The organism is Mesorhizobium waimense (assembly GCF_003601975.1).
In the GTDB taxonomy this organism is placed as follows: Bacteria; Pseudomonadota; Alphaproteobacteria; order Rhizobiales; family Rhizobiaceae; genus Mesorhizobium; species Mesorhizobium waimense.
Genome location: NZ_QZWZ01000018.1, coordinates 110942 through 134966 on the forward strand (window position 1 = coordinate 110942; position 24025 = coordinate 134966).

20 protein-coding genes are annotated in these 24025 nt (G+C 63.6%); 10 read left to right on the forward strand and 10 right to left on the reverse strand.

The features are described from left to right. Positions 1-54 precede the first annotated feature (54 nt). The 3 genes from D3227_RS22545 to D3227_RS22555 form a co-directional block, all read right to left on the reverse strand. A complete protein-coding gene (locus D3227_RS22545; RefSeq protein WP_120016494.1) occupies positions 55-1020 on the reverse strand; it encodes a GlxA family transcriptional regulator in 966 nt (321 codons plus the stop codon). Between the two features lie 53 nt (positions 1021-1073). Beyond that, the gene (gene folD / locus D3227_RS22550; RefSeq protein WP_120016495.1) at positions 1074-1973 is read right to left on the reverse strand and encodes a bifunctional methylenetetrahydrofolate dehydrogenase/methenyltetrahydrofolate cyclohydrolase FolD; all 900 of its coding nucleotides are present in this window, start codon (positions 1971-1973) and stop codon (positions 1074-1076) included. Between the two features lie 208 nt (positions 1974-2181). After that, positions 2182-4572, reverse strand: coding sequence for a GumC family protein (locus tag D3227_RS22555; protein WP_120016496.1), 2391 nt, complete (start codon positions 4570-4572; stop codon positions 2182-2184). A gap of 201 nt (positions 4573-4773) precedes the next feature. Between D3227_RS22555 and D3227_RS22560 the strand changes: the two genes are divergently transcribed. Further along, entirely contained in the window at positions 4774-6069 is a 1296-nt protein-coding gene (locus tag D3227_RS22560) for a lipopolysaccharide biosynthesis protein (protein ID WP_120016497.1), read from the forward strand. A 2-nt stretch (positions 6070-6071) separates the two neighbouring features. Here the strand turns inward: D3227_RS22560 and D3227_RS22565 are convergent, their stop codons facing one another. From D3227_RS22565 to D3227_RS22575, 3 genes are read right to left on the reverse strand one after another with little or no spacing between them, the layout of a single operon-like run. After that, positions 6072-6989 (reverse strand): DUF6492 family protein, encoded by a 918-nt coding sequence (locus tag D3227_RS22565; protein ID WP_120016498.1) that lies wholly within the window; start codon positions 6987-6989, stop codon positions 6072-6074. Then, positions 6986-7768 (reverse strand): WecB/TagA/CpsF family glycosyltransferase, encoded by a 783-nt coding sequence (locus D3227_RS22570; protein WP_120016499.1) that lies wholly within the window; start codon positions 7766-7768, stop codon positions 6986-6988. The genes D3227_RS22565 and D3227_RS22570 overlap by 4 nt, the downstream gene beginning before the upstream one ends. Next, positions 7765-8937, reverse strand: a complete 1173-nt coding sequence (locus tag D3227_RS22575; protein ID WP_120016500.1) for a glycosyltransferase family 4 protein — start codon at positions 8935-8937, stop codon at positions 7765-7767. The genes D3227_RS22570 and D3227_RS22575 overlap by 4 nt, the downstream gene beginning before the upstream one ends. 170 nt (positions 8938-9107) lie before the next feature. Between D3227_RS22575 and D3227_RS22580 the strand changes: the two genes are divergently transcribed. The 3 genes from D3227_RS22580 (at position 9108) to proC (ending at position 12283) form a co-directional block, all read left to right on the forward strand. After that, positions 9108-10106 (forward strand): glycosyltransferase family 2 protein, encoded by a 999-nt coding sequence (locus D3227_RS22580; RefSeq protein WP_120016501.1) that lies wholly within the window; start codon positions 9108-9110, stop codon positions 10104-10106. Next, entirely contained in the window at positions 10075-11394 is a 1320-nt protein-coding gene (locus tag D3227_RS22585; RefSeq protein ID WP_120016502.1) for an O-antigen ligase family protein, read from the forward strand. The genes D3227_RS22580 and D3227_RS22585 overlap by 32 nt, the downstream gene beginning before the upstream one ends. Before the next feature lie 73 nt (positions 11395-11467). Beyond that, complete coding sequence (gene proC / locus D3227_RS22590; RefSeq protein ID WP_120016503.1) at positions 11468-12283, forward strand: pyrroline-5-carboxylate reductase; 816 nt, start codon at positions 11468-11470, stop codon at positions 12281-12283. Positions 12284-12293: 10 nt separating this feature from the next. Here proC and D3227_RS22595 read toward each other — a convergent pair whose 3' ends face one another. The 3 genes from D3227_RS22595 to D3227_RS22605 form a co-directional block, all read right to left on the reverse strand. Then, complete coding sequence (locus D3227_RS22595) at positions 12294-12686, reverse strand: type II toxin-antitoxin system VapC family toxin (RefSeq protein ID WP_120016504.1); 393 nt, start codon at positions 12684-12686, stop codon at positions 12294-12296. Next, positions 12686-12928 (reverse strand): type II toxin-antitoxin system VapB family antitoxin, encoded by a 243-nt coding sequence (locus D3227_RS22600; RefSeq protein WP_120016505.1) that lies wholly within the window; start codon positions 12926-12928, stop codon positions 12686-12688. Before D3227_RS22600 ends, D3227_RS22595 begins: the two co-directional genes overlap by 1 nt. Positions 12929-13038: 110 nt before the next feature. Beyond that, positions 13039-14352, reverse strand: coding sequence for an NAD(P)H-dependent oxidoreductase (locus D3227_RS22605; protein ID WP_120016506.1), 1314 nt, complete (start codon positions 14350-14352; stop codon positions 13039-13041). A gap of 199 nt (positions 14353-14551) precedes the next feature. Between D3227_RS22605 and D3227_RS22610 the strand changes: the two genes are divergently transcribed. The 5 genes from D3227_RS22610 (at position 14552) to D3227_RS22630 (ending at position 21300) form a co-directional block, all read left to right on the forward strand. Next, a complete protein-coding gene (locus D3227_RS22610; protein ID WP_120016507.1) occupies positions 14552-15325 on the forward strand; it encodes an SDR family NAD(P)-dependent oxidoreductase in 774 nt (257 codons plus the stop codon). 388 nt (positions 15326-15713) lie between these two features. Next, positions 15714-17171 (forward strand): TolC family protein, encoded by a 1458-nt coding sequence (locus D3227_RS22615; RefSeq protein ID WP_120016508.1) that lies wholly within the window; start codon positions 15714-15716, stop codon positions 17169-17171. A 30-nt stretch (positions 17172-17201) separates the two neighbouring features. Beyond that, positions 17202-19334, forward strand: coding sequence for a type I secretion system permease/ATPase (locus tag D3227_RS22620; protein WP_120016509.1), 2133 nt, complete (start codon positions 17202-17204; stop codon positions 19332-19334). 45 nt (positions 19335-19379) lie between these two features. Beyond that, a complete protein-coding gene (locus D3227_RS22625) occupies positions 19380-20669 on the forward strand; it encodes an HlyD family type I secretion periplasmic adaptor subunit (protein WP_120016510.1) in 1290 nt (429 codons plus the stop codon). Next, entirely contained in the window at positions 20659-21300 is a 642-nt protein-coding gene (locus D3227_RS22630; RefSeq protein WP_120016511.1) for a ribbon-helix-helix domain-containing protein, read from the forward strand. The genes D3227_RS22625 and D3227_RS22630 overlap by 11 nt, the downstream gene beginning before the upstream one ends. Positions 21301-21320: 20 nt before the next feature. Here D3227_RS22630 and D3227_RS22635 read toward each other — a convergent pair whose 3' ends face one another. After that, a complete protein-coding gene (locus D3227_RS22635) occupies positions 21321-22304 on the reverse strand; it encodes a transglutaminase-like cysteine peptidase (RefSeq protein WP_120016520.1) in 984 nt (327 codons plus the stop codon). A gap of 324 nt (positions 22305-22628) precedes the next feature. On the opposite strand from D3227_RS22635, the gene D3227_RS22640 reads away from it, so the two are divergent. Then, positions 22629-24025 (forward strand): Ig-like domain-containing protein (locus tag D3227_RS22640; protein WP_208646413.1); only part of this gene is annotated, 1397 nt, incomplete at its 3' end.

Sequence of the window (24025 nt, forward strand, 5' to 3'; positions counted from 1 at the left end):
AAAGGTATTTGACCCGGCGTCAGGACACAAGTCCGAGACTGCGAGAACCGCGGGTCAATAGGTCGTACGGCGCTCCTCGGAAGGCGGGCGGCCGAATTGCAGCCGGTAGCTCTGGGCAAAATAGGAGTGCGAGGTGAAGCCGGTGGCGATCGCCACGTCGAGGATCGGCATGTTGGTCTGGCGCAGCAATTCGCGCGCCCGCTCCAGCCTTAGCCGCATATAGTAGCGGCCGGGCGTGACGCTGAGGTGGCGCAGGAAAAGGCGCTCGACCTGGCGTACCGAGAGGCCCGCCGATTTGGCGAGTTGCACCGCCGATAGCGGTTCGTCGAGATGGTCGGCCATCAGTTCGACGATGCGCCTGAGCTTCTCAGACTTGCCGGTCAGGTCGCGCTCCGGCCCGACCCGCTGGCGGTCGCCGGCGGAGCGGATGCGCTCATGCTGGAACTGGTTGGCCACGCCATTGGCAAGATTTGAGCCGAAATCGCCGCGCACGATCTCCAGCATCAGGTCGATCGAAGTGGTGCCGCCGGCGCAGGTATAACGCTTGCGGTCGATCTCGAAGACGTTGCCGGTGCAGTTGATGTCCGGGAAGCGCTCCATGAAGCCGGCGCGGTTCTCCCAATGGATGGTGCAGCGATAGCCTTCGAGCTGGCCTGCCTCGGCGAGCAGGTAGGAGCCGACCGAGAGCGCGCCGAGCGCGTTGCCGCGCCGACCCCAGTTGCGCAGCGCCGCCAGAACCTTGCTCTTGCCGGGGAATTCGGTGGTGAGCCCGACCGAGACGAACAGGATGTCTACGGGAGGCAAGTCGGCGACAGAATAGTCGATCTTGAGCGGCAAGCCGTTGGAGGCCATGACGGCGTCGCCGTCGGCCGAGACCGTCGTCCAGCCATAGAAATCGCGCCCAAGCAGGCGGTTGGCCGAGCGGAAGGTGTCGATCGCCGCAGCCAGCGAAAACATCGAAAACTTGTCGACCAATAGGAATCCGAACTGACGGCCGCCTCCCTGAACGGGATCGTTCATGACCGGCCGTTCGAGAGGAACAGTGAGGTTCGGCAAGGATGCTGCTTTCCGGGTCAGAAGGACGGCCGTTTCATCCCGGCCGCGAGATAGGCGGAAGCTACCGTGTTGGCCATCAGCATGGCAATGGTCATCGGTCCGACACCGCCGGGAACCGGAGTTATGGCGCCGGCCGCCTTCGCCGCCTCGGCATAGGCGACGTCGCCGACGAGCCGAGTCTTGCCTTCGCCCTTTTCGGGCGCCGCAATGCGGTTGATGCCGACATCGACTACGGTGGCGCCCGGCTTGACCCAGTCGCCCTTGACCATTTCGGGCCGGCCGACGGCGGCCACCAGAATGTCGGCGGTGCGGGCGAGCGCCGGCAGGTCCCTGGTGCGGCTGTGCGCGATGGTGACGGTGCAGTTGGCGGCGAGCAGAAGGTTGGCCATCGGCTTGCCGACGATGTTGGAACGGCCGACGACGACCGCGTTGAGCCCGGACAGGTCTTTGCCGCGCATCCGTTCGATCAAAAGCATCGAGCCGGCCGGCGTGCACGGCACGAAAGCCGTTTCCAGTTCACCGGTGCCGAGCTTGCCGACATTGATGAAGTGGAAACCGTCGACATCCTTCTCGGGCGCGATGGCCTGGATGATCTTGCCGGAATCGATATGGCCGGGGAGCGGCAGCTGCACCAATATGCCGTTGACGGCCGGGTCGGCATTGAGATCGCCGATGATCTTGAGCAGCGCCTGTTCGGAGGTGTCGGCCGGCAGCGTGTGCTGGAGCGAATGAAAGCCGCATTCCTTGGCGGTGCGCGACTTGGAGGCGACATAGACCTGGCTTGCCGGATCCTCGCCGACGATCACCACTGCCAGACCGGGCTTCTCCGCACCCTTGCCCACCAGTTCCGCGGTCAGGGCCTTGACCTTCTGAACCACGTCTTCGGCGACGCTTTTTCCGTCAATCACTTCGGCCATGGACCACCTTCAACACTGTTCTGCCTGGAGCGCGTCTATCCGGTTCGCGCTCGATCTTTGGTTTGCACATCGGCGCACCCGAAACGCCTTGCGGTTTCGGGCACCATGCGCGCGGCATTTTCACGAAAATTCCAGCGGGCAATCCCGTCAAAACGCCGTCGCATGCCGTAAACTCGAAACCGGCTGCTTTTATCGGTTGTCGGGAGTTTTAGAAATAGCGGCGGTTTGAACGGCTTTCGGTCAATTCGCGCACTGCGTCGCGGAACTCGCGCAGGCTGTCGCGGATTTCATCGATCCGGGTCTGCTGATCGGCGTCCGGTTCCTGAGGAGGATAGGGTTCCTGCCCAACCGGAGGCATTGTTGGCTGTTGATAGCGATCCGGCGGTGTCTGCGCATGCCGGGCCTGAGGGTATTCGGGCTGGCTGGCAGAGGGATAGGCCTGCGCCTGAGGAGCCGGGTATGTCGACGGAGGTGGAGCGTCCTGCTGGAACTTCGGTTGCGGATTAGCGTCGGCATCCCGCACCGGCTTTATGGCCTGGGCGACGGGGGGCGAGACGGGCTTGTCGGCGCGCATCGCGGCAGGCTTCTGCTGTTTGCCTGGGAGAAGCCCGCCTATGGCTGAAAGCAGTGCGCCAATCGGTCCGGATCGTTCGGTCCCAACGTCGACGGCCTGGGGCCGCGAAACTTGCGGTGCAGCCGGTGGCCGCGCGGCCGGTGCGGCCGGCGGCGGTGCAGCCCGATAGGCCTTGTCCTCGAAAGCCGGCCTGGTTTTGTCGGTCTTGCTCCGGGACCGGAACGCCGCGGTTTCGCGCAGACTCTCATAGGCGCCGCGCATGCCGCCGAGGCCGATGCCGGCGGCCAGCCCGAGCAGCAGGCCGCCAAGCGCAATCACGGCGCGCGACGGCCCCATGGCCTCGAGCGGGGCAAAGGCCTTGGAGATGACGTTGATGTTGGCGGTGTTGATGTCCTTCTGCTCGCCGGTTTCCTTGGCGCGCAGAAGGTACTGTTCATAGACGGAGCGCTTGGCGGCGGCCTCGCGCTCCAGTTCGCGCATGGTGACGAGATTGTTGTTGACGTCACCGCTCTGGACCTTCGCCTGCGCCAGGCGCGAAGCGAGGTCCTGTTCGAGCTGGACCGCGCGCTTCAGGTCGACCTGCAGCGACGAGGCGATGCGCTGCAATTCCCCGGCGATGCGTTCGCGCGCGCCTTCAAGCTGGGCACCAAGCGCCAGGCGTTCGGGATGACGCGGACCGAGCCGGACCGCGGCGCGGTCGGCCTCCTGCTTCAGCGCCGCATATTGCGAGCGCAGTTCGCTCATCGTGTTGGAGTTGATCTCTTCCGGCAAGGTGCCGTTGAGAACCGAATTCACGTTTATCGAACGCGCCGAGGCCGCCCGGGCGTTGAGTTCCAGCGTGCGGGCGCGGGCGACGGAGAGCTGCTCGTTGAGCTTCAGCATCTGGTCGTCGCTGATCAGATGGCCCTGCGCGTCGACGAGGTCGTGCGTGGCCCTGAAATCCTCGACCTTGCGCTCGGCCACCTCGACGCCCTTGCGCAATTCGTCGAGCCTGGCCGTCAGTTCGTCGGTGGCGCGGCCGGCGGTGTCGGACTGGATCTGGCCGAAGGTCTGCAGGAAAACGTCGGTCATCGTGTTGGCGATGAGGGCGGATTTCTCACCATTCTGGGTGATGGCACTGACCGAGATGACGAAGGTCTTGCCGCCGCGCTCGACCGAAAGGCTTTCGGCGAGATTGCCAACGGCGAGCGCGCGGCGCCGCGCGTCGTCGGCTGCCCCGCCGGCATCGCTGCGCGACAGGATCGAGCGGATCAGCGACATGACGCCGAGGCCGCCACTGCCCGTTCCATTGAACTCGGGATCGTTGGTGAGATTGAGCATGTCGACGACCTTGTTGAGGACAGTGCCGGAGGTAAGCACGCGAACCTGGTTCTCGACGATGGCCAGCGTCGCATCCGACGCGACCACATTCTGGGTGAGATCGCGGTCGGTGAGCTTGAGGTCGCGCGGGTCGACGATCAGCTCGGTGGTGGCTTCGTATTTCTTCGGCGTCGACAGGGCGATGCCGATACCGAGCGCCGCGCCCAGTATCGTCGTCGACAGGATCAGCAGCTTCGAGCGGGCAATGCCGCGAACGACCTGAACCGGATCGACCAGCGGCTTCCATTCCTGGCTGTCGTCATCGTCCCCTGCGGGCCGCCGCTCTTGGCCGGCATATCGAGGCTCGAAGGCGGCCTGAGGGCGGTAGCCCCGCGAGGAGCCGACAGGTTCTTCGCGCGGCCCGGCCTGCGCGTAGCTGCTTCGACCCGCCCAATCGTCCTCGGGCAAGGTCTCGTCCAAAACGGATTCGCCGCCGGCCTGATACCGGCCAGGCTCCGTGGTGGTCGAAAGGGGGTGCGATCGCGCCTCGCGTTGCGAACGGGCGAGACGGTGGCGGGCGGCCGCATCCTCGCGCCATGCCGGGTCTGCCCGGTCGCCGATCGACACCAGCGACGCGTCGGCCTCGTCCTCGCCACGCATGGCCTGACCGAGCGCCAGCAGAGAGCGCTCGCGCCTCCAGTCGTCTCGGTTTTCCCTGTCGACCATTATCTTGGAGCTTTACTGTTCGGCGGCTTGGGAAAGGCGGTCGGCCAATCGTTAAGCCACGCTAAACAGGCATAGGAAACAAATGGTTAATTTTCGGACGGGGAAGGCAGAGTTTTCGCGCTTTGATTGCATCGTTTTCAGGTGAGATCGAAGCGTCCAGAACCGCACGTTAAGCTTTCCGGCCTATGTTTTTCCGGACATATGACCCAAGCCAGTGACATACCGCAAAGGCGGACCTTCGCCCGGATCGGCACCTTCGTGGCCGCACGGCGCAAGCTTGTCGTCGACTATTTCTCGGCGATCAGCGGCGCCGGCGGGCGGCTGGTGTTCTCGCTCGCCTATTTCATCGCATTAGCCAACACGCTGTCCATCGCCGAGTTCGGCATGTTTGCCACCGCATCGGCGGCCGGCGTCATGCTGTCGCGCATCCTCGCCTTCGGCTTCATCTCGGCGCTGTACCGGACGGCCACGATCCGCCCCAATCTGATCGGCACCTTCACCGCCGGCTTCCTGCTGCTTGGCGTTGTGTCGCTGCCGTTGCTGGCCGCCGCCTCATACGGCGTCTACCTGGTCTTCTTTGCCAGCACCGTGCCGCTGTCAGTCTTTGCGGCCATCGTCTTTGCCGAAGCGCTTTTGTGGCGGCCGGTCGAGGTGGTGCTGATCGTCAACAACGGCCTCGGCAAATTCGGCCGCGCCGCCATGCTGACGATCCTGGCGACGGCGCTGCGGGCCGTTGGCGCCGTGCTGTTCATGTTTGCGACTAAACACACCGTGGGCGTCTGGTCCTGGTATTACATCGGCGCCAATGCCGTTTCGCTGATCATTGCCTTCGGCTTCTTCTATCCGCGCCAGCGGCTGAGACTGCGCACCGAACTCTATCTCAGACGGCTTGCCGATTCGATCTACGTCGCCGGCGCCGAGGTACTGTTCTACCTGCAGATGGAATTCGACAAGCTGCTGGTGCTGGCGATCGGCGGACCGCATCTTGCCGGTATCTACGCCATCATCATGAGGCTGGTAGACCTGACGGCGATCCCGGTCCGCACCTTCTCGATGATGCTGGTGCAGCGCATGATGCGGGCGCCGGAACTGTTGTCGCGGCTGGCGGTCAAGAGCGGTATCGAGGGCGGCGTGTTCCTGGTCTCGACGCTGGCGCTGGCGGCACTCGGCATCGTGCTGCATTTCTTCCCCAACGCGCTGGGCCGGAATGTCGCGGAGGCGGCACCTTTGGTGGCGCTGGCGATCTGCGTTCCGGGACTGCGCAACCTGGTCGAATACCAGGCCGAGCTTTTGTTCGCGCGCGGCCAGACGGCGGTCAGGGCACTCAACCTCGGCTTGCTGGCCGGGCTGAAGGCGGTGCTGTTGACCTATGTGCTGACCGCGATTGCCGACACGCCCGATCTGGTGCTGTCGCTCAACCTCGTCTTCCTGCTGCTCTATCTCGCCTCGGCGCTGCTGACCTATTCGGCGATGCGCAGGCCGGCGAAGGCGATCTAATTTTAGCCGATCAGCCGCCGGATGCGGCCGATATCGGTACCGATGAAGGATTGCATGCCGATCGCCACCTGTTGTGGCGCCATGGCTGCGACGAAGCGGCGGAACTCGTCGTCCGACAACGCCTCACCGGTCCAGTGGACGCGGCAGAACTCTTCCGAACCGTGGAAATGGCCGGCGCCTTCCAGCACCTCGTCGACATAGCGGCCGTAGATCATGCATTCGGAGAATTTTCTTTTCGAGCCGACGACCTCGACCCAGTTGCGGCCGTGGGCTTTCTCGATCCGCTCGCACATCGCCGTCACGGTTTGCCGTCGCCAGGCGATCAACGTCGAGATGTAGTCGTGCGTCGAAACCCTGGATTTGTCGATGCCGAGTGCCGAACCGGCGTTGCGTGACCAGATGCGATGTTCCTCATGCCCTTCACCAGACAAGACATCGTCGCGGCGGAACAGCCGCGCCTTGCCGTCGCGCCAGAATGCGCTCAAGTCGAACGGCTTGACGAAGGCGACATCGGAATCGCAGAAGACCAGCACGTCCTCCTTCGCATGCGCCGCGACAGCGATGCGGCGAAGCTGCTGCACATGCCAGCCGCGCAGCGGCTGGGTCTTCAGGCTGAGCCAGACGCGGCGGCGAAACAGGCTCGCCGGATCGTCGACGACACGTAGCCAGCGCGGCAAGAGATCCCGCTCGGCGACGATGCTGCGGCTGCCGGTCTCCAATTGGCGAAACAGCGCCACGTCGCGATGCTCGACCAGGATATAATGATGCGCGACACCGGATACTTGGCGATCCATCGTTTCGCACAACAGACGGCAGCGCTCGAAATCCGGCGCATAGCTGGCGGTGACGACCGCGGCCGTCTGCGTCTGCCGCAGCGGATCGGACTCGGCGGCGGCATCAGGCACGAACCGGCTGTTCAATGGTTTGCTCCGGCGCCAGAGAGTTTTTGCCCGACGACGCGCCACAGGAACAATGGGTTGCCGACCACGTAGCGGCGCCAGAGGCGACCGGGTTCGATCCACAGGCGAAACAGCCATTCGAGCCGGAGACGACGCATCCACAGCGGTGCCCGCGGCACGGTGCCGCTAAGAAAATCGAGCAACGCTCCGACGGCGATCGGCAGCGTGCAATGGCGATGATCGATGTGGCGCGCGATCCACAATTCCTGGCGAGGCACGCCCATGGCGACGAGCAGCACGTCCGGCCGCAACTTCGCTATTGCGTCGATGATCGCCGGCTCCTCGGCGGCGGAGAAATAGCCGTCGTGGATGACGACGAATCTGTGCTGCATGGCCAGCGCCGAAAGCTTGGACGATGCCGCCTCGGCGTTGACGCGTGTCGCGCCGAGCAGGCCGACAGTCAACGGCCGTGACGATGCCTGCAGGAAGGCCGGGATGAAATCGGTGCCGTTGAGATTGTCCGGGAACGGCGCGCCGTAGAGCAGCGTGGACGCCATGTCGACACCGACGCCATCGGGCAGGATGAGAAAATCGTCGAGCACTTCGGCAAAGGTCGGGTCGGTAAAGGCGATGTTGGCGTTGTGCGCGTTGAGGAAGCTGACCTTGGTGAAGCGCCGCTCGGCGACCAACCGTGCAAGCAGGGCGATGGCGTCGTCCCAACGGATGGCGAGAACCGGAATGCCGAGGATCGTCTTCAACGTGTCGCGCCCGATGGCGGCGCGGGCGGTGTGCATATTCATGCAAACACCTCCTGCCTCACGGGGCCGACCTTGTTCAGGCCGAGACTGATCGCAGCGTCGAGCGCCCTCATCTGCCGGCGATGGAAGGCAGCGCCATCGACGTCCCTGACATGGGCGGCCGCTGCCTCAAGCGCTGTGGCGAAGGCGACGGGATCGTCGGTCACGACGCAATTGTCCGGCCTGTGATCGATGCCGCGCAGCGAGCGGCTGGTGGCGACTGAAGGCAGGCCGAGCTCGAAGGTCTCGATGGTCTTCAACTGCACGCCGCTGCCGGCCGTGCTGATCAGCGGGATGACGGCGGCAGTGCGCACGAAAGCCTGCGCGTCCGGCACGCGGCCGACGAATTCGACACTGGGATGCGCGGAAATGATGCCGGACGGCATGCCGCCGGCGATCCTGATGCGGAAGTCAGGCTTCAGATGCGGCACCACCTTGCCCAGGAACCAGTCGAGCCCGATGCGGTTCGGCTGCCAGGTCCAGGTGCCGATCAGTGCTGCGTCGCATTCGATGCGGCGCTGGCCCGCTCTTGCCGGTGCATCGGCGCGGGTCACCAGCGGCAGCGCCACCGAGCGATCATCGGCGGCGACGCCAAGGGCGGCGCGGTCTTCATCGGCCAAAGTGAAGACGAAGCGAGCCCGGCGGCAGAGCCGCTCTTCCACGCGCTCGAGCAGCCGCGCCTCGCGGCGAAACAGCAGGCGCTGGAAAGCGCTGCCGGCGGCGGCCGCGTTTTCCTGCGCCGAGCGATGCTCGACATTGTGGGCGACGAAGATCGAGGGACGGTCGCCGAACAGCTTTTCGAAGGCGCCGGCGAACTGCACGGAATTCAGTACATAGCCGTCGAAAGGCCCGGCGCGCTCGAAGGCGGCGCGGACTTCCGCATCGGAGACCACACGCAGCTTGACCGATGCGAAGGTGAGACCCGACAGCACCGCCTTGGCGACCCAGGCGAGCTTCTGCAGCGGCGAGGCGCTCTCGGTGCGCACGTCGACGGCGCCGAGCACGATTGTGTTTTCCGGATCGGCGGCAGGCTTTCCCGGCCAGGCGAAGCCGATCACGGTGACGCGCGCGCCGGCGCGCCGCAAAGCAGCGATGATCGCAGCGTTGGCGATCTCGTAGCCCGAAGCGAGAGCGCCGTCGGGCACGATCGATGTGGCGAACAGCAGATGCATCTCACCTATCCAGTGCAGCCCAGATAGCAAAGCGGGGTGAACCCTTGATTAAGTGAACGCAATCGGGGCCGGAAGTCTCGGTTTTGCGGGCTTCGCCGCGAAAGGTGATTAACGAAACGTTATCACCGGGGTGCTATCGAAAACCAAAATCACCAGGCGGCTGGACACGGATGATCCCATTGCCATCGGACGGTTCGGTATCGATCGCGGGACGGTCTGCGGGGCTCGCCGCCGAGACCGTCGAAGCGGTCGTCACGCTGCCGACCTTCAAACGGCCCGAACAGGTGCTGGCGACGCTGGCATCGCTCAAGGCGCAACAGACCGCCAGGCGCTTCGCCGTCATCGTCATGGAAAACGAGGCCGAGGCGCGCGACGGCGCCAAGGCGGCGCTGCCGCTGTTCGAGCGCGGCGAGATCGCCGGCATGGTGATCATCGCGCATGAGCGCGGCAATTGCAGCGCCTACAATGCCGGCTGGCAGACCGCGATCGTGCATTTCCCCGATTTTGAGCATCTGCTGGTCATCGACGACGACGAGATCGCCGACCCGTTCTGGCTGGAGAACATGTGCAGGGTGGCCGAGACGCTCGGCGCCGACATTGTCGGCGGCCCGCAAGTGCCCGTGTTTGCCGACCCGGCACATGCGAGATGGGCCGAACACCCGGTCTTCGCGCCACCCTACCGGGAGACCGGGCTTGTGCCGGCGCTCTATTCCTCCGGCAACCTACTGGTCGGGCGCAACGTGCTGACCGCCATGGGGCCGCCCTTCCTCGATCTCAGATTCAATTTCATGGGCGGCGGCGATTCGGACTTCCTCAGCCGGGCGGCGCAGAGAGGCTTCGTTCTTGGCTGGTGCGCGGAGGCGAAGGTGCATGAGACGGTGCCTGCCAGGCGTATCGAGGCCGACTGGATCCGCGCCCGCAGCCTGCGCAACGGCGTGATCTCGACCCTGGTCGAAAAGAAGAAACGCGCCGGCACGCCGCTTGCCGGCGCCAAGGTGTTTACGAAAAGCCTGGCACTGCTTGCCGCCTCGCCGCTGCGCGGCGCGGTCCGGTTGGCGCGAACCGGATCGCCGGCGACGGCGCTTTACCCCATCCATGTCGCGCTCGGCCGGGTGCTTGCCGAATTCGGATATGCCAATGAGCAATACCGGCAGCCTGAGAAGAACTGAGCGCGCACCGCTCAGCGCGGCGTTCACGCGCGAAGGCGTGGCGACGGCGATCGCGGCACTGCTGTTCACCGTCATCCTGGTGTCCTTCCGGCCCTTCCAGCCGGCCGGCGCCGCGCTCACCGGCGAAGGCGGCGACATCGTCAACCAGCTCGGCTTCTCGTCGCTCGGGGCGATCTCGATCTTCTCGCTGATGGCCTTCGCCGACCCGCGCGTGGTGCGCTCGCTGCTCAACCCGTCCTGGATGCTGATGCTGGGCTGCTTCATGCTGTCGGTCATAATGGCGACCGACCCATCGTCGGCGATGCGCGCGGCATCCTTCACGTTGATCGGCATCCTGACGATGGCGACGATCCTGGTGCTGCCGCGCGACGGCGAGGCTTTCTCGAAAGTCATCATCTTCACCGCCATCGTCGTCATGGGCCTCTCCTACCTCGGCCTCATCGCCTTTCCGCACGAGGCCATGCACACGGCCGACTCGCAGGAGCCGGAGCATGCCGGCCTGTGGCGCGGTGTGTTTACGCACAAGAACATCGCCGGGCCGATCATGGCCTGCTTCAGCTTTGCCGGCCTCTATCTCTACCGGCGCGGGCAGCGCTGGTGGGGCGCGATAATCTTCTGCGCGGCGATGATCTTCATGCTGCACACCGGCTCCAAGACGACGGCAGGCCTGGTGCCGTTCTCGATCCTGATCGTGGTGCTGCCGAGCCTGATCGGCATGCGGCTCGGCACGCCGATCCTGTTTGCGGCGGCGATCATCGCCACGGCGGTCGGCACGCTGGGTATCGTCTTCCTGGCGCCGGTGAAGCATCTGGCGGCGATCTATCTTCCCGATCTGACCTATACCGGACGCACCACGCTGTGGGAGTTCGCCGGCGACATGCTGGCGAAGAAGCCCTGGACCGGCTACGGCTATGAGAGCTTCTGGGGGACGCCGCTGCTGCTCAACCAGGACCAGCCCTTCGACCGGCCCTGGGACATCAGAACCATCGTGCACGGCCATGACGGTTATCTCGACATTGCCGTGCTGATGGGTATCCCGGCGCTTTGCGTTGCGGTCTACACTTTCCTCATCGCGCCGCTGCGTGACTACATGCGCATCCCGCTGCGCAAGGAGAACATCTACCTTGGCGACTTCTTCATGATGGTGGTGCTGTTCGCGGCGCTGAACGCCTTCCTGGAAAGCTTCTTCTTCCACCGCGGCGACCCGGTCTGGCTGTTCTTCGTGCTCGGCGTGCTTGGCCTGCGGCAAGTGTCGCTGCGGCCGATCGCGGTGCGGCGTCCTTCCTGATCGCTCCTCGGGCGAGGGCTTTCCCGTCCCGCCGCGAGCGTCTATTGAGAGCCATCTTCGCGGAGGTTCTTCAATGACGATCAGGCTCGTTCTCGCCGGCTGCGGCAATATGGGTTACGCCATGCTTGCGGGCTGGCTGAAATCCGGCAAGCTTCCTGCGGCAGCAGTCTTCGTTGTCGAGCCCAATGACGATCTGCGCAAGCGTGCCGAAGCACTGGGCTGCGACGCTGCGGCCGATGCCAAAGCCATTCCGGCGGATGCGGTGCCAGCGCTTGTCGTCATCGCCGTCAAACCGCAAGTGATCCGCGACGTGGCCGCCGCCTACAAGCGCTTTGGCGATGGTCGCACCACCTTCGTCAGCATCGCCGCCGGCACGGCAATTGCCACTTTCGAGGCGATCCTCGGCGATCGCGCGCCGATCGTGCGCTGCATGCCGAACACGCCGGCGGCCATCGGCAAGGGCATGATGGTGGTGTTTTCCAACCCGCTGGTTTCCGACGATGCCAAGCGTTTCGTCGCCGACCTGCTGTCGGCGAGCGGGGAAGTGGCCAGCATCGAAGACGAGAGCCTGATGGACGCGGTGACGGCGGTGTCCGGCTCCGGGCCGGCCTATATCTTCCATTTCATCGAGGCGCTGACGGTTGCCGCCGAGAAGGCCGGGCTGCCGACTAAAACCGCCAAGCTGCTCGCCATGCAGACCGTCTATGGCGCCGCATCGCTGGCCGCCGAAAGCGGCGAGGAACCGGGCCTGCTGCGCCAGCAAGTCACCAGCCCAAACGGCACCACGGCCGCGGCGCTTGCCGTGCTGATGGGCGAGGAGCGGCTGACCAAACTCCTCACCGAGGCGGTGGAAGCGGCGCGGCTGCGGTCAATAGAGTTGGGGAAGTAACCCGATCGCTCTACGCAAGGTCAGTGCGCGAAAAGTCATTTCCCTTGTACAGAAGCGGGACACTGCGGCTTGTGGCGCAGGCGTAGGACAGGCAATCGGCAAGGTTGAGCTGGGCGGGGTGCCCGCGTCCCTTGCCATATTCCGAAAAGGCCTGGCCCGCGAGCCTGGCTTCACCGGCGCCGATCGGCACGATCTCGATTTCAGCTTCGCTTAGAAACGCCTCAATCGCCGCTTGCGCGACAACCGGTTCGACGGCAAGCATCGTGGACAGCCGCATTGCCGCTTCAAGCACCACCAGTGCCGAGGTCAGCCTGCTCGGTGCTTGCTCGATCCGGCCGCTCCATGCCCCGGCATCCTCTTCTCCCGACAGGATCGCGACGACCACCGAGGTGTCGACGAACATCAGGAATGACCCCACATCCCGTCGATCTCATCCTTGCCCATAACCCTGCCGCCCTCGCCCGCCTTGGCCTTGAAGCCGTCGGAAATGGCTGCGAGCCGTTCGGCCAGGGGGATGCGTTCGCGCTCCCGCTGCAATTCGGATTCAAGCGCTTCAATGACTGCCTCGGTCATCGAAATCTTGCGCTTGGCGGCGAGCTGCTCTGCCAGTTCGCGTGCACGCGGATCCCTGATCTGAAGATTCATCTCGCTAACCTCAGCCGCCCTGTCACTACAATATAGAGAGTTTGTCATGACAATGCCAGTGCGGCATGGCACTTCATCGGAAGGACCATCCTTGGTCGGTTCGCCGAGCCTCAGGCTCCGTACAACATCTCGTCCTGCAGGCGGCGCAAGGCAAAGAGCCTGGTCGTCTGGTCGGGTGCGGCGTTGTCGGCGGTCAGCAATTCGCCCTTTTTGACCGGTCTCAGCACCTTGCCGCCCTCGAGCAGTCCGACGGGCACGGCGCGATGCGCGCGGGCCTCGCCGACGGTCATGGTCCAGGACCGGTAGCAGGTCTCGCCGATGGCGTCGAAACTCTCGCCGGCGACGAGATCGCGCTTGGCGACCGCGCAGACCTCGGCCACAGGCTTCGGCAGCGGCACCATGTCGGGCCGGCCGTGCAGCACGATGCGGGCGGCGGTCAGCGGCACCTCCAGCGAGGTCAAATGATAGGGCCGGAAGAAGCTGTAATAGGGGCCGTGGCCGATGTGGAGATCGTCCATTCGCTCGATGATGCGCGGGTGCGTCGCCTCGACGATGACGAAGACGCCGGGCGCGACGCCCTTGCCGACCGTGTAGTCGACGACGCCCTTCTTGGAGAGAATGCCGCCATCAGCCTTCGGGATCAGCACCTTGGCCAGTTCATCGCGGTCGGCCTTCGGGCCGTGCATGCCTGGAACATCGGGCACCAGCCCGGTGGCGTTGGCGATGGCGCACATCTCGACCATGGTCTTTGAGCCGTCGACGAACTCGACCAGCATGCGCGGGTTCATGTTGCGACGGATCGCTTCCTCGCGATAGTCGTCAGGCACGGCGTCGTGGTTGAGCGGGTTGTTCTTGCCCTTGCCGGCCGAGACGATGGTGTAGCCGAGCGCGGCGGCAAACTCGATCAGTTCCATGCAACTTGATGGCTCATCACCGGCGCCGACCGAATAGACGACGCCCAGCCGGTCGGCCTGCTGCTTGAGATAGCAGCCGATGGTGACGTCGGCCTCGACATTCATCATCACCAGATGCTTGCCATGCTCCATCGCCTTCAGGTCGAAATCGGCGGCGACGCCGGGCTTGCCGGTGGCATCGATAACGACGTCGATCAGTGGACTGGTCACCAGCATCTCGTTCGAGGTGATGGCGATTTTTCCATTCTCGATCGCCGCGGTGACTTTCGAAGCCGTGTCCGCTTCCACCGCCATCGCCTCGTCGCCATAAGCGATGCGGATGGCGTCACGGGCGGTGTGCGGACGCCTGGTCGACACCGCGCAGACCGAAATGCCCGGCATCAGCATGCCTTGCGTCACCAGATCGGTGCCCATTTCGCCGGAACCGATGACGCCGATGCGCACCGGCCGGCCTTCGCTGGCGCGCCTGGCGAGGTCGCGGGCAAGCCCGGTCAGGGCGACATTTGTCATACAAGAAAATCCACACTTTTGGCCTTAGCCCGCAATACAGGGAACGATCCCCGTTTGCCAACAAAACCAGCCGCACATGGCAATTTCCTGCGCGCGCTTTGCAGAATCCGAACAGATTTTGCGCAGCGATTTGCAGGCTTCTGGCTTTCGTAGCGCGACCGGCTAATGTTCGGGAAGGGAGACTTCCAGGGAGGACGACATGACAGCGGAATTCACGCCGAAATTCGATCTGGCCGGCAAGGTGGTGCTGGTCACCGGCGCCTCGCGCGGCATCGGGCGCGCCTGCGCGCTGGCCTGCGCCGGTTCCGGCGCCGACATGATCGTCGGTGTGCGCAGCGCTGCCGACGGCGCGGAGCTTGTCGCCGAAATCGAGCGCATCGGCCGCCGGGCGCTGGCCGTGCAGATGGATCTCACCGATCTGGGTACGGTGCGAAAGGCAGTCGCCGAGGCGCACGCCGCCTTCGGCCGCATCGACGTTCTGGTCAACAATGTCGGGCTCGGGCCGGAAAACCTGGCGGAGAACGTCACGGAGGAAGATTTCGACCTGACCGTCAACGTCAACCTCAAGGGCACGTTCTTCACCACGCAAGCAGTTGCAAAACTGATGATCGCGCAGAAATCCGGGCGCATCATCAACATCAGTTCCCAGGCCGGCACCGTGACGCTGAAGGGCGAAGCGATCTATTGCATGAGCAAGGCGGCAATCAACCACCTGACGCGCTGCCTGGCCGCCGAATGGGCGCAGCATCGGATCAACGTCAACAGCGTCGCGCCAACCTTCATCTGGACCGACGGAACACGTCCATCGCTGGCCGAACCCGACTTTCACGCGCATGTGCTGGGGCACATTCCGCTTGGCCGCATCGGCGACCCGATCGATGTCGCGGGAACAGTGGTGTTCCTGGCCTCGCCGGCGGCGTCGATGATCACCGGCGCCAATATACTGGTCGATGGCGGCTGGTCGGTGGCCTGACAAGCTGGCTCGCAGGCCTGTCGTTGCAAAGGATTGAGCTGGCGCTGAGAGAAAGCATTGCACTCCCGACTTCTTTACCAACGGGGCGCATTACTGCCGAAATGCTGCGGCATGGCCAGTAACGGCGACCGGGCGGCTTCGCGTTGCGGGTCTGCAGTTCTGGCCCGATTCGCGCTGAATGACAGTGCGGCGACGCAAGGCCTATGTGCCATTTTTGCTACATCTATCGGGACTAATGGCGAGAACGCCCGGTTTTAGGGGCCTCTAGATCATTAAGTACTCACATCCTTTGAAAATCTGATAGATACTCGCCGCAAGCTCCGGTGGCAGGCTTGGGCAATTAAGCGCCAAAAAAATAACAAGGCGCGGGGAAAGTCACGGGGTAGACATGAACAGGACGGGTAAAGTGACCGTCGGCTGGCGTATTGCGCTTGCCGTGACGGTGTCGATGCTGGCTTGCGAAAGCGCCGGCGCACTCACTCTCAAAGAAGCAATGGCAGTCGCCGTCGAATCCAATCCGGAGATCGGCCAGGCGATTGAAAACCGCGAAGCAATCGAATTCGAGCTGCGCCAGGCGAAAGGTCTTTACCTTCCCAGCGTCGATCTGGAAGCGTCGGCAGGCGCCCGGCGCCTCGACAATCCATCCCGGCGCGCGCTTTCCATCGAGGACGACGCGCTCTATCCGGCTGAAACCGATCTTACGATTTCGCAGACGCTCTATGACAGCGGCGCAAGGCGAGCCGAACTGACCCGTCAGGCGTCGCGCGTCGACGGCGCGTCGTTCCGGGTTCTGGAACGGTCCGAATTCATCGGGCTCTCTGTTGTCCAGGACTATTTGGAATATATGCTGCAGGCGTCGATCGTCGTCGAGGCCAAGAAAAACCTCGGCTTCCACCAGGCTATACTCGGCGATATCCGGCAGGGCATCGACGGCGGGGCGCTGAACGACGCCGACCGGCAACAGGCCGAGGAGCGGTTGTTCGCCGCCAAGGCGCGCATGCAGGAAGCCACCGAGGAACTGGAAGCGGCCAAGATACGCTTCTTCAAGACCGTCGGAAAGCCGCTGACCAACGCTTCAAGGCCGGGCGATGTCTCCGCAGCACTGCCGAGGTCGCTCGATGAAGCAATCGGGCTGGCGCGGGAAAGCAATCCGCGCGTGCACATGGCCAACAGCGACATCGACGCGGCGGCCTCCCTTGTGGATGCAGCAAGGGCGAAATTCGGACCCTCGATCATCGCCGAAGGTCGCGCCCGGGCCGGAACCGACATCGATGGCGACGATGGCGACACCAACGACCTGCAAGCGCGGCTGGTGCTGCGCTGGAACCTCTACCGCGGCGGCATCGACAAGGCCAACGAACAGGAACAGATCCGCCGCTCCAGCGAACAACGCCTCGCTTTGCATCAGGTCCTGCGCGAGATCGAGGAAGCAGTGCGGATCTCATGGGATCGCCGCTTCCGGCAAGCCGACCTGGCCAAGACGCTGCGGCAACAGGCTGCCGCCAACGAACGGCTGGTCGCGTCCTATCGCGAACAGTTCAAGGTTGGCCAGCGATCGCTGCTCGACGTGCTGGACGCGCAGAACACGCGGTTCAACACGGCGACGTTGGCGGATACCGCATCCTACGCGTCGCTTTTCGCCCAGTATCGGCTGCTGGCGGCAACGGGACAGTTGCTGAAGACGATGAACATCCAGCCGGCCAAGCAGACCGCGGCCTATGCGCGGTCCGAATTCGCCGTGCCGGCAACCGCCGACACCGAAACCTATGCACGGACGCCGTCGGAACAGAAGAACGATCTGCCCTTCGACATCCTCGCTCCGGTCCGGAAAAAGCAACCGATGTAAGATCGATCGCGAGTCCTTCGGGAGCGGATCGTGAACCAACAGCCCAATATCCTGTCGCCCAAAGAGGCCTTCAAGGCCTGCTTTTCGGCCGTTGCCGCCTATCTCGGCAGACCGAGCGCGGAGACCGTGCTGTTCGCCGGCGTTCCGCTCGCGGAGACGCGCATCGAGACCGGCGACATCAGGCATCTGGCCGAGCGCATCGGCCTGGAGGTCGCGGAATTCAACCACCGCGATTTCGTGCGCGGTCGCTTCGACCTTCCGGCGATCGTCTTTCGCGCCAGCCAGTTGCCGGTCGCCCTGCTCGCGGAGATCGAAGGTGGCGACTATCTGACCGCTCCGCAGGAAAACGGCCGCACCACGATCGGTAAATCCGAGCTGGTTGAAAGCTACATCAGCGGCGGCGCCTCTTTCTCGATCACCTATGCCAACACCACCGAGGCAATGAAGGTCGGTTCGGCGGCGAAGATCGAAAGGCGGCACTGGCTGACTGGAACCATGGGCGCGTTCTGGCGCACCTATTCGAGGGTCGTGTTTTCGGCGGTCTTCATCAACCTGCTGGCCATTGCCTCACCGATCTTCACCATGAACGTCTATGACAGGATCCTGCCGAACAAGGCGATCGCGACGCTCTGGGTCCTGGCACTCGGGATCGGCGCCGTCATTGTGTTCGATCTGCTGTTGAAGACGGCCCGCGCCTCGCTCATCGACTATGCCGGGCGCAAGGCGGATCTGCGGATTTCGTACCTGCTGTTTGAAAAAGTGCTCAATTCGTCGCTTTCGGCGCGGCCCAGTTCGACGGGTGAATACGCAAACCGGGTGACCCAATATGAGTTCGTGCGAGAGTTCTTCACCTCCAACACCATCAGCGTCTTCATCGACACGGTCTTCGTCTTCGTCTTCCTGCTGGTCATCTATGCGATAGGTGGCTGGCTGGTGATCATACCGGCGCTGGCCTTTGTGATTTCGGTCATCGTCGGCCTGATCACGCAGCGCCGCATCGGCAAGCGTGTCGCCGCCTCGATGAACGAAGCCGCGCAGCGCCAAGCCCTGTTGGTCGAATCCATTTCGACGCTCGAGACGATCAAGTCGCTGCGCGCCGAGGCCTATCTGCTGCGCAAGTGGGGCGAGCACTCCAAGAATGCTGCCAACACGTCGGAAAAGATCAAGCAGCTTTCGGCCGCCGCCGGCAACATCACCGGATCCATCCAGCAGCTGGTGACCGTTGCGCTGGTCGTGGCCGGCGCCTATGCCTTTTCCGAAGGCTATGTGTCGACGGGCGCGATCATCGGCACTGTCATGCTGGCCAGCCGGGCGGTGGCGCCGCTTGGCCAGATCGCCATCACCCTGTCCAGGTTCCGCCAGGCCATGCTGTCGCTCAGAATAGTCAACGCGATCATGTCTCAACCGGAGGACCGGCCGGATACGGTCGGCTTCGTCAACCGTCCGATCCGCAACGGCGCGATGGTGTTCAAGAATGTCGGCTTTGTCTATCCGGGTTCGGAGAACGAGGTTCTGAGCGGGCTGAACATCTCGGTCAAACCGGGCGAGCGGGTCGGCATCATCGGCCGCATCGGATCGGGCAAGACGACGATGGGGCGGCTGATCGGCAGGCTTTTCCTGCCGACCTCGGGAGAACTGCTGATCGACGGCATCGACATTCGCCAATACCACCCTTCGGAGGTTCGCGCCGCGGTCGGGATCGTCGCCCAGGCCGGCGACCTGTTTTCAGGAACCATCAAGGAGAACCTCCTGATGGCGGCCCCGGAAGCGAGCGACGAGGAGATCATCGAAGCCGCGAAGGCTGCCGGCGTCGACGAATTCGTCTCCCGTCACCCGCGTGGCTACGACATGAATGTCGGCGAGCGCGGCACCAATCTCTCCGGCGGCCAGAGACAGGCGGTGGCGATCGCGCGCCTGCTTTTGACCAAGCCGAAGATCGTTTTTCTGGACGAGCCGTCCGGGTCGATGGACCTTGCCTCGGAACGGCAGTTGATCAGGCAGCTCAAGGTGGCGTTCGAGCGCAACACGACGCTGATCGTCTCGACCCATCGCTTCAGCATGCTCGAGCTCGCCGATCGCCTCATCGTCATCGATCAGGGCCGGATCGTCGCCGACGGGCCGAAGGAACAAGTCATTCAGGCGCTGCAGAAGAACAGCACCTGACAAACGGATTATATTGAACCATTTCAATATAATGGGACGTAGGAAATGCTTGCAAGGGAAGACCGCCCACCGCTGTTTGCGTCGGCGTCCATATTCATCATCGGGGCGCTGTTCGCCTCGTTCGTCGGCTGGGCGTCGTTCGCCGAAGTCGATGAGATCGCGCGCGGCGACGGCAAGGTCATACCCGCATCCAAGACACAGATCATCCAGGCCAGCGAGGCCGGCGTGGTTCAGGAAATCGCGGTAAAGATTGGCCAGGTCGTCAAGAAGAACGACCTCATCATCCGCCTCGACAACACGGTCAACACCTCCAGCCTCGGCGAGCAGCAGGCCAAGGCGCGCGCGCTGCAGGTGCGCATCGCGAGGCTCAAATTCGAGCAGGCCGGCAGCCTTTCCGGCCCCTTTCCCTGCCCGCTGGAAATCCAGTCGGTCGCACCGGAGATCTGCGACAACGAGCAGAAACTGCTCATCGCCCGGCGCCAGAATTTCGACATCAAGCTGTCGGTGCTCAAATCGCGCCTCGACCAGCGCGAGAAGGAGCTGGACGAAGCAACCGCCAATGCCGACCGCTTGACCAAGAACCTGGTGATCAGCGACCAGGAGGCAAAGCTGGTCGAAGCGATGGTCAAAAAAGGCCTGATGGCCAGGACCGAGCAGATCCGCGTCGACGGGCAGCAGGCTGAGCTCAATGGCCAGTTGAACCTGGCCGGCGAGACCATAAAGAAGGCCAAGGGTGCCATCACCGAAGCGCAGCTGCAGGTCGACGAACTCGGTCTCCAGTTGCAGCAGGAAGCCCTGGACGACCTGACCCAGGCACTGGCCGAGCTTTCGGTGGTGGACGAGACCATTCGCGGCGCCACCGACAAGGTCGCGCGAACCGATATCCGCTCGCCGGTGGACGGCATCGTCAACACGATGGAGTTGAACACGGTCGGCGCGTTCGTGCAGCCCGGCGCGGTGGTCGCCGGCATCGTGCCCACCTCCGAAACGCTGCTGGTCGAAGCGCGGGTTTCGCCGCGCGATGTCGCCTTCATTCGTGAGAACCAGGACGCGCTGATCAAAGTCACCGCCTACGACTTCTCGATCTTCGGCGGCATTGAAGGCAAGGTCGCCAACATCACCGCCGACAGCCTGGTCGACCAGAAGACAGGGGAACCCTACTACCAGGTGCGCGTGTCGACGGACAAATCGACGCTGGAAAGGGACGGCAAGGCCTATTCGATCATTCCGGGCATGATCTGCTCGGTCGACATCAAGACCGGGCGCAAGACGATCCTGAATTACCTGCTGAAGCCGATCAACAAAGCACGCCAGGAGGCCATGAGTGAACGATAGCGCCGCCCGTCCCGCCACCCAAGGCGAGCGGCCGCTCCTGCCGCTTGCGGCCGATGATTTCGGCCCGGAATTCCGGGTCGTCGCACGCGGCGGCATACGCCGCGGCATTCGCCTGGAACGCGCCTTCTGGGTGTCACTGAAACAGATGGCCGAAGCCCGGAAATGCACGATCGGGATGCTGGTCGACGAGATCGCCGAAAGCCATGCCGATCAGGGGAACCTGACGTCGGCGATCCGGGTCGCCTGCATGCGCGGCATGGCGGAAGAAAACCTGATGCTGCGAAAGCTCGCCTCTATCAGGACGATCAACGCCATACTGGTCGCCTGTCCGTCGCCGGCCTTCGCGCTGTCATCGTCGAAGAAGATCCTGACCTTCAACGCGCCGTTCCAGCAGTTGGTCAAGCGACAGTTGCCGACAGCACCAAACGACGATGCGCGTCACGACCTCAAGCTGGCGCTGGACCTCAATGTGGCCGACATATTCGCGCGGCTCGAGACCAATGGCGAAACGCCGGTCGCCACCGGCTTCGTAATCGGCGCCGGCGAGCGCCGCTACCGGGGCCAGCTGAGCGCGGTGCGCGCGCCGGTGGCCGAACCTGAATTGCTGATGGCGTTCGTCTTCAACGGCTAGCCGCTAAATAGTGCGCAGGTTCACTGCGGGCCGAGGCGGGTCGAAATCGCGAAAACCATATCCGGCTGCAAGCCCTCGCCGGGAGCGACTGTCGCGAAACCGCCCTTGATGTCGGCCATCTCGGTGCCGCCGGTCCTGGAGCCATGGATCCAGGCGCGATCCATGCTGAAGGAATAGAGCGGCACATAGTCGGGGAGATCACTGTCGCGCCTGACGGCGTTGCCAAGGCTGTCGAGGATGAAGGCGCCGCTGGCCGTGCTCACCGACAGCACAGCGTGAAAGAACTTTCTTTTGCGGTCCTGAAGGACGATGAGCGACATGCTCTGCGCCGGAATGCCGGCCTGCAGCAGCGCCGTCATCTTGAGGATGGCGAAATCCTCGCAGTCGCCGGCGCGCCGCTCGAGGATTTCCGAAGGTTTTGCCCAATAGTCGAGCTTGCCGTAGACGGCACTGTCTTTCCGGTATGCGATCAGGCGGTTGATGCTGGTGTTGACGAAGGCCAGCTTGTCGCTGAACCCTTTGTCTTTGGCCGCGTCGACCATCGTGACGAACGCTGTGCTCTTGCGCTCGCATGCACTGCCCGCCGAACAGCCGACGATCGCCTTGTAGACAGGCGCCCAGCGGGCCGCGACCGGGAAGTTGCGCATCGAAAGGGCTACCGACCCGAACACGCCCGGAATGATCGCCGCCGTCTGCATCGGATCGATCCCGGCATCGACTTGCGCCGTCGAAGAGGTGTTTGCACCATCCGCCTCGGCAGCAGCATAGCTGCCGGAGACGGGACCGGCACGGTAGGGCGCGGCAGGCCGCCAGGGCTGATGCCTCGCCAGCGAAACGCCGCCCAGGCTGGACGGCGCCTGGAGCCTTTCGAGCAGCGCGCCGGCAGGCACCGAATCACCCGAGATAGTGCTCGCCAACGATGAACACGGCACGCCTGCAAGGCCGATTGCCAGCAGGAGAATCTTGAACGGGGCCGATGCCGGAGAAGCTTGTCTTACTGTCATAACGCCCACCTTTGACTGTGGACGCTAGCAGTCTCGTCTCAAATTATTGGAAAGGAAGGTGGATAAGTTTCCAGCAATTGGTTTTGTCTACTTTATTTAAAATTCTAATTTAATTTATACTTATATTTGCCGAGAGATCGTGGCCCAACCGCCGTCAAAAAGGACCCGCGAGGGGCAAGATATAGGTGGCTATATGGCGGCGGTTTACCATGCGTAAAAAATGCGCACGCCTGTATATTCCAATATATTAAATCGATTGAGAGACTGTTGCAAAGCAGAGGCCGCCCCTGTCTCTTTCCGGGAAATACCGGAGGGGTTTCAGAGATGACCACCAATATCGACTTGGACAATTTTTCGGGTTCCTGGAACGGGCATTCGGCTTCCAGCGAACACAATGGCGCGACGGCACCGGCAGAGATGCAGGTCGCCCAGGCAGCGACGGGGGAGCCAGCCCCGGCAGCAGCCGATCCGGTTCCGGTCGATGTTGGCAGCGGCGCACCCGTGCAGCCGCAAGTGCCCGCGGCAGCGGCGGCAAATCCGCCAGCGGCAGGCGCACCTGCTGCGGCGGCAAACCCACCAGCGGCCCAGGCGCATGACTATGTTGCCGACGCCAGCAACGTCGTGAGGCTTCCGGCCAATGTCTCGATCGACAATATCCGTGTCGACGGCCGCAATCTGGTGCTCGAACAGCCCGACGGGTCGGTGATCGTCATCAAGGACGGCGCCTTGAACGTGCCGACCTTCATCCTCGGCGATGTCGAGGTGCCGCGCGTTGCCTTGATCGCAGCGCTGGAAGCAAGCCATGTCGACGTAGCCTTCGGCGCCGACGGCTCGATCTCGGCGGGACCGGGAAACGGCCCGGACAGCGCCGGTGGAAACTTCGCAGTTCCTCCGGGCGGCATCGGCGACGGGTTCGACCTCTCGGCACTGTTGCCTCCGACTGCCCTGCAGTTTGGGCAATTGGACCGGCGTGAACTCTTCCCGTCTATTGTGGACAGGCAAGTTTCCGTGGTGGCCACGTCATTGCTCGCCCCGGACGAGGCGGCCAGCGAAACCGGCCTGGACGGAGGCCCGGCCCAATCGCCAGGTAGCGACGCGCCGAGCGACGCGGAAACCTCCAGCATCGGAACGATCAACATCGACGCACCGGACGGTATCGGTTCGATCGTCATCAACGGCGTCACCGTGACCGGCGTCGGCCAGCAGATCCCGGGCCAGTTTGGCTACATCACGATCGTGTCCTTCGATCCGGGCACAGGTGCCATCGAATACAATTACACGGTCACCGAGTCAGTCACCCATCCTGAGCAGACAAACGGGTTCGACCCGAACGACACGGTTCCGGACAATTTCAGCATCACGGTTACGGATGTCGATGGCGATACGGCCAGCACCACTTTTGCCGTCGCCATCACCGACGACGTGCCGACGGCGGTTGCCAACAGCAACAATGTTGCCGAGGGCGGCATCGTGACGGGCAACGTGCTGACCAACGACGTTGCCGGCGCCGACGGCTTTGCCGCCGCTGGCGGTGTGGTCGGCGTGGCCGCCGGCAACAACACCGCAGTGCCGGTGAGCGGCGGGCTTGGCGGGGCGGGCATTGCCGGCACCTACGGCACGCTGACGCTGAACGCCAACGGCACCTACAGCTATGACGGCAATCCCAATGCGGTTCCGGTCGGCGGCGCGACGGACACGTTCGTCTATACCATCATGGACGG